Genomic DNA, 12,728 nt, shown 5'->3' with positions numbered 1-12,728 from the left:
AGCTTTATGTTAATAAAGTATAGTGTAATCTCTTCATATTCTGTATATTGGTGTATGAGGAGGAGATTTCATGGCAAGAAAATGGATACTACCATTATTTATATTACTAGGTGTTTTGATCTCTGGTTGTAGTGAGGGCCAGGAAAAAGGTAGCAAAGATGGTGGAGATGTGGAAGTAACTATTCCAGCTCTATTTTTTGAGGGTCAGGACATTGATTCTGTTATTTCAAAGGCAAAAAGCAGTGGGATGAAGGAAGTCAGTAAGAATGAGGATGGTTCTTTAACTTATAAAATGTCTGAAACAGAACATAAAGAAATGATGAAAGGTTTAAAAGAAGGCATTCTAGCAAGTGTAGATGAGCTTAAAGCAAGTGAAGAGTTCAAATCTATTAAAGATGTAACCTATGACAAGTCTTTTTCAGAATTCACTTTATCTGTAAACAAAGAAGAATTTGATAATAGTCTTGACACCATGGCCTCATTCGGGCTAGCTTTAACAGGTATGTACTATCAATTATTTAATGGTGTGGATGAAAAGGATTATAAAGTCAAAGTAATTTTTAAAGATGAATCAAATGGAGATGTAATTAACACGATAGTTTATCCAGATGATTTAAACAAGAAAAAATGATCGGAAGAGCACCTAACATAGGTGTTCTTTTTAAATGCTTTGAGTGCAATCGAGTTGGGCAGTAGTAGTTGTTCCTGATTCTTGATGGCTTTTTATTTTTGCAAAGGTTTTGTGTTCAAAGTAGAATGTCAGCAGCAAATTCTTAATGCAAACATGGATAGGCATAAGAAAATGATAGAATTTGTTTTGAGAAACGACTGACGATAGCATAGTTGTAAGTAGAGATAGAACTAAATGATCCCACAAAGCCCAGATACTCATTAATTTTGAGCCTGGGCTTTATACTTATTTAACTTGTAATCCCTTTTATTATTCTCAAGATCGGCTGAAGGAGCTATCTAAAGAAATTTTTAATAGCATCCATACGAATTTTGCTATAACATTCTTCGCAACGAAAAATCTTATCGGTTCTTTCCTTTAACTGTCTAAATCTCAGTGATCCCTCGTATACTCTGAATTTATTCCTACAACTAGAACAAATTACCTCATAGTAATGCATAGCTATCCTCCTCAAGTTTTCTGACATATTACTTTTTAGTTGATTTATCGAATATTGTAATCAGTTCTCTCGTATATTCCTCAACATTTAACTGGGGATTTCTCATTAATTCAATAGTGAATCCGTCAATAGAATTTCGTATCGTTAACGCCATTACTCTTGAAGCCAATTTGGTGAATTCTCGGAAGACACCCGCGTGCATTCCTAGTGTAAGTATGTTTTCAATGGGTAGAAAAATAGTATCATCATGATCCGCCGCAAATCGAAGTTTGCCATCAGCAGTTCTTTCATTAGAAACAATTTCAATGACAGCAAATACATGTTGCCGATTTTCATCTATGAATCTAAGGTTTGATTCAATATAAATGCTAAGCATATCTATAGGAGATTTTTGATTTTCGATTAGAGGAGCAGTATAAGCTTGACATGCCATATAGTAATCATAAATTACTTGCTCTAACAATTCCCCCTTACTTGCAAAGTGATAGGAGATAACCCCCTTGCTGATTTGTGCCCGTTTTGCAATTTGACCTAAAGAAGCTTGAGCGTAACCCACCTCTGCAATGGTTTCAATAGCACATTCCACAATTTGAGTTCTACGAGCTTTTTCAATAAATGACATTTCTTTTTGATTAGTTGTTTTATTTTTTTTACTCATGTATTTATTTTAGCACGGTTGTACTAATTAAGCGATTAAAAAAACATTTAGGAAGGTTCCTAAATGGAGGCTTTTCTTTTACTTTGAAATGTCAAGGGCTAGACTAGGGCGTTTCGTGAGGAAGATTAAGATACTTGAGCTTAATGGAACTATTTCTTATCTGTTGACATGGAGTCGGCTCCATCTTTTAAGATGAATGAAATCAAAGAATGGAGTGATGGGATGGTAATTTTGACAACTATACTAATTGTGTTATATGCGGTTTTAATAGGAGTGGCAGGGATAAAAAAATGGAAAGAAGTTGGATTTGAAGTACGAACATTTATATTTGTTATCATATCAATTAGTATTCTCTTAATATTATGGATACCAAGCAAAGGTTGGTTATTTATATTACTGATAATTGCGTTTATCTTGTTACATATACTAGCAGTTATAGAAGGGAGGTTAACAAATGGACGAATTACTTTCAGCCATCATATCATTCGTTTCATTTTCCATTGTATAATTGCCCTAATGGTTTATAAATCTATATTATAGAAGGAGATTTTAATGAAAATTGGTGAATTTGCAATATGTACTGGTCTTAGTAAAGATACTATTCGTTATTATGAAAAAATGAATTTATTGCAACCGGAAATTAAAAATAAGCACCGCTATTATAACAAGAAAGACATTGATACAGTAGAAGCAATTCTTAAACTTAAACAAACGGGATTTTCTCTCCAAGAAATCAAAATGCTTTTTGATTGGTCGGGAAATATTGATCAAAATAAAAAACTGACAAAAGAAGAAATACAAAATCTACTTGAAATAAAAGTTATATTCCAAGAAAAGTATGAGCAGATGTTACAAAGAGAACATCAGCTTAAACAAATTAAACAGGTTTTATTAAATATAGATAATAAAATAAAGCACCTTTTAGAGAAAAATAAAGAAGAAAATTGCTGGTTTTAACGATGTGTTTAGAAAATAAAGAAAAAGAATGTACCAATAATTAAAGCTGTTTGACGTTCTAATTGAACGTTTGAAACGAACGTCTGAAGGTGAGAAACAATATTTTAAGCTGCTTCTATTTAGTTATTTCTAAAAGTGTTGTTTCTTCAACTTATCGAGAAGGTGTGCAAGAAGGAATAGTAGAATATCACGTTGAAATAGAAGTAGAAATAAATTAGTAAGGAGGATGTATTTGTGACTAGCCATGACTATAAATCACCAATAAAAAACAGAATCGGCGGTGTATTTGTTCCAGTTCGTAACCTAGAGAAAGCAAAAGAATGGTACAGAAAAATACTTGGTTTGGAAGGGGGAGAAGAATATTTTGGACATTTATTCGTGGTACCCATGAAAGGTACAGCTGGATTAATTTTAGATTCCATGCCAAAGTGGAGAAAAGAAGATGGTGATATTACCACTTACCAAGTTCCGTCAATTCAGCTTTTGACCGATGATATTGAAGCTTCATATCAATTTATGAAAGAGAATAATGTTGAACTGGTTACAGAGATTCAGGATAATTTTTATTTTGTGTTCAAAGATTTAGATGGCAATTTACTAATGATTTGTAAAGAAACTTCTTAAAAAAATGCGAAAATTGTTCTTTGGACTACTGGAAAGAAAGTGGGGAGTCAATAGCAACTGAAAAGTATTGTACAAAGTGATATACGACAAACAATTCAAGATTGATGATAAATTAATCAAGTTTTACATGACATCAAAAGCGTACTAGCGAGGAGAAGGTAGACAATTAATTAAGTTTACCGAGGATTAATCGAAAGAAAAAGGTCACTTCTATTAAAAGTGACCAGGATGCTTAGTTATGCTTTATTAAAACTCTAGGGGATTAGGTGTTTATTCAATTTTATTGAATTGTAATATTTCCTTTATATGTTGCAAAGTAAATACCTGCATCAGGATCGTATGCATAATCAAATCTTGTTAGGTATCCTGCGTATTTAAAATCTCCATCCCATTCAACATGATAAATTTGTCCAGGTGGAAACGTTGAAGTTCTTGTATTAACTGTGACATATTTAGTATACACAGCAGCTGGACTAACATTGTCTATACTAGTAGAGTTTTGAACAACGTTGATTTCGGCTGCTGAAACATTACCTGATGGATAGATGAAAAATGAAACAAGTAAAGCTGAGAGTAGAGCAAAACCAAAAATGCGACCTTTAATTGTTTTTACCATTATTATTCCTCCATTCTAGTATAATCCCCTAGTAATTTACATTTAAACATATATTGGTATTTATAGCAACGAATGGTGGCTATTGGTTATGAAATTGATTAAAAAGTAGGTGTTACACATGCATTATGAGTGGTTAAAGAACTATCAATAATTAGCAGATTAATTTGTACATAGAATAAGCGTTAATCTCAAAAAAATCTACATAACATACTTTTTATATTTTCATAAATTTCTCCTTGCTAAAGAGCGAATGTTTGTTCTAATATAAATACAAACAAACGTTCCGTAGAAGGAGAGGTCAAAATGGCGAAAATATATAATTTTCCAACTAAAGCATTTCGAGATATAACAAAAGAAAGAGTCGATGTTGTAACTATTGCTTCTGGTTTTATGGGTGGTGTTGTAAAGGTATATGAATGTGAAGGGACAGTCATTATTCATAGTGAAAATAAGAAATCCAGCCATGCTAGTATTTCAAATGATCTTGGTCAGGTTAAAGAATGGGAGATTAGATATGCAATAGAACATATTTTAAAAAGAGGCATTACAGAAGTGAATATAAAAGTTAGTAATACAGGAGTTGTTCATATTCGTAATAAAGATATTAATTCACTTTCTCAGTAAAGTCAGGTCACTTATAAAATAATATGAGTACTGGTTATATCGTTAATGGTCTTTTTAAAACGTAGTTTGCAACTATCCCTTCGACTGTTAGAGGCTTTTAAATTTGTTCCAGCTAACTCTGATAGCAAGTAATTATCAACTTGCTTGGAATGATCATGTACAAGAAATAACAGGTCAATTGGAGTTAGATATTTAAAAGATATTGTTCTGTAAAGTTATTTAACTTTTAGAGGTTTTACAAAGAATGAAATGAACATAACAGAAATGCCCATAGATATGTATAGTAGTGCAACAGATTGGTTTGGAATAACTGAATCATATTCAAAGAAACCAGATAATCTTCCTAATCCAGTTATCATCAAAGTAATGCCAAAAATAAATATGATATATCTATTTGTAGAATGTATTTTCAACACAAAACAACCCCCGAGGCTTCCTAATAATTTATATAAGGATAACATAAACTGGTAAATATTTCACTATTCAGATTGAGTCAATATACATTATGAATATGTAAAATAAACACGTTCACTTGTACGTGTATGTCAGAAACGAGCAATTGATACAACTAATCATAAAGGCTTTCAAATCAAAGTGACAATAATGTTAGCTTAAGCAATTAATTGTCACCTTTTACGATGGTTTAAAGATACATTTTTTCTTAACATAGCTTTATTAAGCTATAAAGGAGAAAATGTCTTGAATATATTAGAAATAAATAATGATTTATTTAGAATGCTTAATAGTTTAGGAAAAGAATTTCAATTCTTCAATTTACCAATGATTATTATTGCTGAATACACAGTTATTTTTTTAGCTATTTTTGTTATTCTGTTCTGGTTTACCAAAGATAGAGAAAATAAAATAATGCTCATGTGCGCAAGCATAGCTTTCGTTTTGGCTGAAATTATAGGGAAATTTGCAGGGTTATTACATTTTAATCACCAACCATTTGCTGTCCTTTTGAATACAAATCAGTTGATAGAAAAAGCAATAAATAATTCATTTCCAAGCGATCATACCATATTATTTTTTTCATTCTGTATGTCCTTTTGGTTATTTAAAAAAGGAAAATGGATTCTATGGATTTTGCTTGCTATATTAGTCGGAATTTCACGAATTTGGGTAGGAGTTCATTATCCATTAGATGTAATGGTAGGTGCTCTTATTGGAATTACTTCTGCAATAATAATTTACTTTACACTTCCGAAATTAACACTAATAGAAAATGGAATTACCAAATATGAATCCATTGAAAAAGTAATTAGAAGAAAATTCCATAAAACAAATCTAATGTAAAACAATATTAAAGGTCACGTCTAAAATTAAAGTGTACCCTTTACAAAGGGTACACTTTATATGGGTTGTGGCTTTTTCTTTTGCTTTGAAAACTGCATCAAACAGCCAAAACGCTTTGAGTTGAGAGGGCAGAGTTTGGTGATGTTTTGAAAGTGGAATTTGTAGAAAATTGTTCCAATTTATTATCTCTCAGATTATGATTTAGTGGGAGGTTAAATAATGTCAGATAAAATTTAAAACATTTTTATTGGAATCATATTTTTTTGTTGTCCTAATTTTAGGGACATCATTCGTAATTGATACAATAATGATCGATGGATTAAATGTTGATAATGGACTTATAGGTAGTATAGTGGGTGGGATAATAGGAATGGTAGGCGTAATTGTAACTACTTATTTCATTATCGAAGCAAACCAAAAATCAGTGGAGGATTCGTTAAAAAACAAGATAAGCAGGCAAGGGATAGAGATTACATTGCATTAATTCTTACCAAAGCAGAAGAGTTGAACCATGAAATTATAAAATCTACTCAAATCTACAAAAAAATAATGGATAATTTCAGAATTACTAAAACACACCAAATCTTAATGAACACATATGAGGATAGATTTTCTTTAAAACGTAAAGATGACGAAATTTATGATATGGCTAAAAGGGATTTGGTCGAAAACAATCTGAAACTCGAAAAACTGCGAAACGAATTAACAGTTTGTTTAAATACTTTAATTATAAAAAATATTTACATCGGAATTTTATCAGACCAAATTAATGGTTACGAACATACAGTTAATCGGAATATCGAAATAATAATTAATAGATTAGATTCGATAGGTAATTTAAATGAACTAGAAGAAACGTTCCGATGGCATAATAAGTATTACATAAATGATTCAAATAAATTACTAAAAGATTTGAATGATTTTGTTGTAGTAAAACTGAGCGAATTAAGAAAAGGCGTAAGTTGAATACTTTACTAATCAATAAAGGGTTGATTTCAAACAAATTTTTCTAATAGGAGCGTGTAAAATGAATTTAAAAGAAAAGTTGATAGTAATAAAAGAAAAAGGGTACCAAGTACCTCCCGATAGATTTCAGTTGATACTAGAAATGATAAATAACATTGGCTCTTTGGATGCCCAACTACGTGATGAGCTAATTTATACAACCTTATCACACTGGATTCCTGATAAATCTCTCACCGCAAACGAACTAGAACAACTTTTACCGGTTGTTTTGGATAAAAACCATTTGCTTTTTAAGCTTGGTGAAACAAATACAGACTCTGTCTTCACTCGGTCTTTCTCCATGCTAGTCATACCGCTTCTCTTAACGAGGCATAGAGAATCACCATTTCTCTCAAGAGAGCAAATTCATCACATAAAAGAGAAAATATTTTACAATGTACAAGAAGAGCGAGATTACCGTGGGTATGATGAAGAAAAAGGCTGGGCTCATGCCATAGCCCATGCAGCAGATGCGTTAGATGATTTGGCTCAATGTTCCGAACTGGATAAAAGCGACCTCTTAACTATCCTCGATTTGGTTTACGAAAAGATGACTATAACAGAGCGAATTTACTCCGATGGGGAAGATGAGAGAATGGTCAAATCCATAATTAGTGTTTTAAATAGAAAAATACTTAGTCAGACTTGTGTAGAGCAGTGGATTCAAAGTTTTGGTGATGTGGAGAAAAATTCAGAATTTCTCCCTGCCTTTAAGCAAAAAAATAATATAAAGAACTTTTTGAAAAGTTTATACTTTCGAGTTAAATTTTACAAAGCGGATGCCGTTCTCTGCTCCACTATCGAGCAGACATTATATAAAGTAGAAAAAGTATACTATTCCTAATTTTAAAAGTGTCGAATAAAAAAAAAGAATATCTTCATAATGAATTACTCTCTTGGTAGTTATTTGTAATCATAAAAAAGTATTAATATAGTAGAATGTTGTTTGTATATTAAAAAATAAAAATGCCACAGATTGTGACAAAGAAATACTATTAACTTTAAAGGAATTCATATTGTTCTTTCCTTATAATAATACCTGCCAAAACCTTCATGTTTTACATTTTACAAATTGGGGTACACATTTTACAAAAAGTCCGCGTATCCCAGTTTGTACCCCACATCGTACCCCAGTTAAATACACTTAGATACACTTCGTTAGACAGGTATAGAAACCTTCATTAATACAAAACCTTGATATTATGCACATCAAAAAATTAAAAACATCAGGATAGAAACCAAGGTCATAAGTTATGCTTATCAAAAAAGATAATATTAATGTAATTTACTTATGAATATAAATGCGCTATCATGGGTATTGGAGAAAAGATGCTACACATTTTTAAAGCCTTTTCAAAAAGATATATTAGGGGGATCCGCAAATGGCACAAGGTAATTTACACAACAGCCGTGCATCATTCGAAGTGAATGGTAAAACTTACAATTACTATGACTTAGCTGCGATTGAAAAAGCTGGCGTTGCAAAAGTTTCAAACCTTCCTTACTCAATTAAAGTATTATTAGAATCTGTTTTACGTCAATATGATGCGTATGTAATTAAAGAAGAACACGTAAACGAATTAGCAAAATGGGGTAACGGTGCTGACCCAGAGGCAGAAGTACCATTCAAACCTTCTCGTGTTGTATTACAAGACTTTACTGGTGTACCAGTAGTTGTTGACCTTGCATCTCTTCGTTCTGCAATGAAAGAAATGGGCGGCGACCCAAGCAAAATCAACCCTGCTATTCCAGTTGACCTTGTAATTGACCACTCAGTACAAGTTGACAAATATGGTAATGCATCTGCATTACAAGCAAACATGGACCTAGAATTTGAACGTAACGCTGAGCGTTATAACTTCTTAAAATGGGCTCAAACTGCTTACAATAACTTCCGTGCTGTACCACCAGCAACAGGTATCGTTCACCAAGTAAACTTAGAGTACTTAGCTCCAGTTGTACACGTAAACGAAAATGCTGACGGCACATTCGAAACATTCCCAGATTCAGTAGTAGGTACTGACTCTCATACAACAATGATCAACGGTATCGGCGTTCTTGGATGGGGCGTAGGTGGTATCGAAGCTGAAGCAGGTATGCTTGGTCAGCCTTCATACTTCCCAATTCCAGAAGTTATCGGTGTTAAATTAGTTGGCGATCTTCCAAACGGAACAACTGCTACTGACTTAGCATTAAAAGTAACACAAGTATTACGTCAACGTGGCGTAGTTGGTAAATTCGTTGAGTTCTTCGGACCTGGCGTATCTAAATTACCACTAGCTGACCGTGCGACAATCTCTAACATGGCTCCTGAATATGGTGCTACATGTGGTTACTTCGCAATCGACGAAGAATCATTAAACTACATGCGTTTAACTGGTCGTGACGAAGAGCACATTGCGGTTGTAGAAGCTTACCTAAAAGCGAACCACATGTTCTTTGATCCAACATTAGAGCCAGTTTACACAGACGTTTTAGAAGTAAACTTAGCTGAAATCGAACCAAACCTTTCTGGTCCTAAACGTCCACAAGACTTAATTCCACTATCTCAAATGCGTTCTCGTTACAAAGAAGCAGTAGTGGCACCACAAGGTACACAAGGTTTCGGTTTAACAGAAGATGAATTCGAAAAAACTTCTGTAGCGAAATTCGCTGAAGGCGATGTAGAAATTCCAACAGGTGCTGTTGCGATTGCTGCGATCACTTCTTGTACAAATACTTCTAACCCATACGTATTAATTGCTGCGGGCTTAGTGGCGAAAAAAGCTGTAGAAAAAGGTCTAACAGTGCCGAAATGGGTAAAAACTTCTTTAGCACCAGGTTCTAAAGTTGTAACTGGTTACCTTGAAGATTCAGGTTTACAAACATACCTTGACCAAATCGGTTTCAACACTGTAGGTTACGGTTGTACAACATGTATCGGTAACTCAGGTCCATTATTACCTGAAATCGAAGAAGCAATTAAAGCAAATGACTTATTCGTAACTTCAGTTCTTTCTGGTAACCGTAACTTTGAAGGTCGTGTACACCCACTTGTAAAAGCTAACTACTTAGCTTCACCACCACTTGTTGTTGCTTATGCACTTGCTGGTACAGTGGATATCGATCTACAAAAAGATTCATTCGGTAAAGACAAAGATGGTAACGAAGTATTCTTCGCTGATATCTGGCCATCAACTGAAGAAGTTAATGCAGTATTAGGTACTGTTGTTAACCGTGAGTTATTCCAAAAAGAATACGAAACTGTATTCACAGCGAACGAAAAATGGAATGCAATTGAAACATCAACTGAGTCTCTATACACATTTGATGACAAATCAACTTACATCCAAAACCCACCATTCTTCCAAGGTCTTGCAAAAGAGCCAGAAGCTATTAAAGGCTTAGACGGCTTACGCATTATGGCGAAGTTCGGTGACTCAATCACAACTGACCATATTTCTCCAGCTGGTGCAATCGGTAAAGATACACCTGCAGGTAAATATTTAATTGAAAACGGTGTTGCAATCCGTGACTTCAACTCTTACGGTTCTCGTCGTGGTAACCACGAAGTAATGATGCGTGGTACATTTGCAAACATCCGTATCCGTAACCAAGTTGCTCCTGGTACAGAGGGTGGATTCACTACTTACTGGCCAACAGGCGAAGTAGAGTACATCTATGACGCATGTATGAAATACCAAGAGCAAGGTACTGGCTTAGTCGTACTTGCTGGTAACGACTACGGTATGGGTTCTTCTCGTGACTGGGCTGCGAAAGGTACATTCCTACTTGGCGTGAAAACTGTTATCGCACAATCTTACGAGCGTATCCACCGTTCTAACCTAGTAATGATGGGTGTTCTTCCACTTCAATTTATGCCAGGTGAATCTGCTGATACATTAGGCTTAACTGGTAAAGAAGAAATCTCTGTTAACATTACTGACAACGTAAAACCACGTGAAATCTTAACAGTAACTGCTAAATCTGAAGACGGCACAGTTAAAACTTTCCAAGCTTTAGCTCGTTTCGACTCAGAAGTAGAGGTAGACTACTACCGCCATGGTGGTATCCTACAAATGGTTCTACGCGCAAAAGCTGCTGAGTAATCATCACCATAAAAACCGATCTCTTAGGAGGTCGGTTTTTTATTTATTAAGAGAGTGTTGGATAGAAGTGACCAAAATATGTATAAATAGCACCAAATGACGGATTTAATGGATAATTATAATTTAATTTCCAATGAACCTAGCATTTTTCCAATTCTTTCGCTAAAATTAATAGGTAAGCATTAAATTTACATAAACGGGGGACGATTGATTATGACAAAGAAAAAACATAAGTTTTATACAGCGGCAACAGCGGCAATGGCGGTTACTGCTGTTGCGGTAGTACCTGTATCGGCGGCTAGTCCATTTTCAGATGTGAGTGAGGATTATGCGCATTTTAATAGTATTTCTACATTGCATGCAGCAGACATCATTAATGGTTTTCCAGATGGTACATTTAAGCCTTCAAAGGATGTGACACGTGGACAGGCAGCAAAGATGATAGCAAGTGCTTTTCATCTAACTACAACGGATACGGCTGTCGAGAATCCGAATTTCAAGGATGTCGACTCATCTAGCCCATACTATAAAGCGATTGTTACATTAGTTAATCTTGGCGTCGTACAAGGCTATGAGGATGATACATTCCGTCCAGATGACACTATTACTCGTGGTCAAATGGCAGTAATGGTAGCAGAGGCTGCAGGTTTAACAGCAGAAGGTAAAAGTCCATTCACAGATGTACAGCAAGATAGTCCATTTGCAGATGCAGTAACAGCTCTGTATGAGGCAGGCATTGCGAAGGGTGTTACTGCCACAGAATTTGGTGTAGATAAAAATGTTACTCGTGGTCAGTTAGCAACATTTATTGTGAACGCATTAGGCATAGCTGAGGATACACAGCCTACAACAGAAGTAAAAGAGGAAGAGCCTAAAGAGGAGCAAGTAACAGAAGAACAACCTACTACAACAAAGGATAGTGCTTTGTTAGAGGAAGTATTTACGAAAACATTAGCCAAGCAAAAAGAGCTAAAAAGCATGAAGGCTACCATGACGATCTCTCAGACAGTGGAGGCAAACGATGGTAAGGAAACCATGAAAATGGATTCTAAAGGCAACATGAAGATGGAAATTGTTACAGAGCCAATGCAATTCTTTGCTGATGGTTCAATGGCTTTAACAGATCCAACAAGTGGTGAAGCGATTAATTTGCCGATTAAAATGTATATGACGGCTAAAGATGGTATGTATATGTATGAGGCAGAACAAAAGGCCTGGGTAAAGTTCCCGAAACAATTATTTGAAGATGTACTGAGCCAAACAGGGATGCAGCCAGATGCAACTGAACAATTGGAGATGCTACAAGCATTTGCCGAAGATTTTACATTAGTAGAATCAGCAAACCGTTATGAATTAACATTAAAAGGCTCTGGCGATAAATTCACAGAGCTAGTGAAGCAGCAGCTTGGCGCAATGGATTTAGGAATGGAAGCGGATCTAGAGGCACAATTAGGCAATATTTCCTTTGATGGTCTCACATATAAATTATTGATTAATAAAGAAACATTCGATGTAGAAGAAATTGCTATGGACATGACATTAAAGATGCAAGTAGAAGGCAATTCGATCAAAACAAGACAGCAAACAACGATCAAATATCATGATTTCAATGCGGTAACGACAATTACGATTCCAAAAGATGTGCTAGACAATGCAAAGGAAATGGATTTGAGTGCATCAGAAACAGCACCAGTAAGTAAATAATACAAAAAGTAGGTTTATGCCAA

General features: G+C 34.5%; 12 protein-coding genes. 9 read left to right on the top strand and 3 right to left on the bottom strand.

From position 1 onward, the window contains the following. The first annotated feature begins 70 nt into the window (after positions 1-70). Positions 71-631, top strand: coding sequence for a hypothetical protein (locus AC1RFD_RS07155; protein WP_281216356.1), 561 nt, complete (start codon positions 71-73; stop codon positions 629-631). A gap of 334 nt (positions 632-965) precedes the next feature. On the opposite strand, the gene AC1RFD_RS07150 is transcribed toward AC1RFD_RS07155, so the two are convergent. After that, complete coding sequence (locus AC1RFD_RS07150) at positions 966-1,130, bottom strand: DUF2197 domain-containing protein (RefSeq protein ID WP_066037314.1); 165 nt, start codon at positions 1,128-1,130, stop codon at positions 966-968. A 28-nt stretch (positions 1,131-1,158) separates the two neighbouring features. Further along, positions 1,159-1,788 (bottom strand): TetR/AcrR family transcriptional regulator, encoded by a 630-nt coding sequence (locus AC1RFD_RS07145; protein ID WP_066037315.1) that lies wholly within the window; start codon positions 1,786-1,788, stop codon positions 1,159-1,161. Between the two features lie 552 nt (positions 1,789-2,340). Between AC1RFD_RS07145 and AC1RFD_RS07140 the strand changes: the two genes are divergently transcribed. Together AC1RFD_RS07140 and AC1RFD_RS07135 are read left to right on the top strand one after the other, a co-directional pair. Continuing rightward, positions 2,341-2,745: a helix-turn-helix domain-containing protein gene (locus AC1RFD_RS07140; RefSeq protein ID WP_053075698.1), complete on the top strand. Its 405-nt coding sequence runs from the start codon at positions 2,341-2,343 to the stop codon at positions 2,743-2,745. A gap of 234 nt (positions 2,746-2,979) precedes the next feature. Next, a complete protein-coding gene (locus AC1RFD_RS07135) occupies positions 2,980-3,369 on the top strand; it encodes a VOC family protein (protein WP_048392657.1) in 390 nt (129 codons plus the stop codon). Positions 3,370-3,649: 280 nt separating this feature from the next. On the opposite strand, the gene AC1RFD_RS07130 is transcribed toward AC1RFD_RS07135, so the two are convergent. Further along, positions 3,650-3,985 (bottom strand): hypothetical protein, encoded by a 336-nt coding sequence (locus AC1RFD_RS07130; protein ID WP_054550262.1) that lies wholly within the window; start codon positions 3,983-3,985, stop codon positions 3,650-3,652. Positions 3,986-4,288: 303 nt separating this feature from the next. On the opposite strand from AC1RFD_RS07130, the gene AC1RFD_RS07125 reads away from it, so the two are divergent. The 6 genes from AC1RFD_RS07125 (at position 4,289) to AC1RFD_RS07100 (ending at position 12,705) form a co-directional block, all read left to right on the top strand. Then, a complete protein-coding gene (locus AC1RFD_RS07125) occupies positions 4,289-4,609 on the top strand; it encodes a DUF1827 family protein (RefSeq protein WP_048392662.1) in 321 nt (106 codons plus the stop codon). 699 nt (positions 4,610-5,308) lie between these two features. Continuing rightward, positions 5,309-5,908 (top strand): undecaprenyl-diphosphatase, encoded by a 600-nt coding sequence (locus tag AC1RFD_RS07120; RefSeq protein WP_492474695.1) that lies wholly within the window; start codon positions 5,309-5,311, stop codon positions 5,906-5,908. Between the two features lie 504 nt (positions 5,909-6,412). Beyond that, positions 6,413-6,874, top strand: a complete 462-nt coding sequence (locus tag AC1RFD_RS07115; protein ID WP_492474694.1) for a hypothetical protein — start codon at positions 6,413-6,415, stop codon at positions 6,872-6,874. A 61-nt stretch (positions 6,875-6,935) separates the two neighbouring features. Further along, the gene (locus AC1RFD_RS07110) at positions 6,936-7,757 is read left to right on the top strand and encodes a DUF2785 domain-containing protein (RefSeq protein WP_492474693.1); all 822 of its coding nucleotides are present in this window, start codon (positions 6,936-6,938) and stop codon (positions 7,755-7,757) included. A 538-nt stretch (positions 7,758-8,295) separates the two neighbouring features. Next, positions 8,296-11,001: an aconitate hydratase AcnA gene (acnA, locus tag AC1RFD_RS07105; RefSeq protein ID WP_048393126.1), complete on the top strand. Its 2,706-nt coding sequence runs from the start codon at positions 8,296-8,298 to the stop codon at positions 10,999-11,001. Positions 11,002-11,214: 213 nt separating this feature from the next. Continuing rightward, a complete protein-coding gene (locus AC1RFD_RS07100; protein WP_279495180.1) occupies positions 11,215-12,705 on the top strand; it encodes a DUF6612 family protein in 1,491 nt (496 codons plus the stop codon). The last annotated feature ends 23 nt before the right edge of the window (positions 12,706-12,728 follow it).

The sequence above is a fragment of the Lysinibacillus sp. GW823-FHT02G10 genome (genome assembly GCF_058797135.1).
The sequence above is the reverse complement of the archived record's forward strand: the minus strand, read 5'-3'. Positions and strand labels throughout refer to the sequence as shown.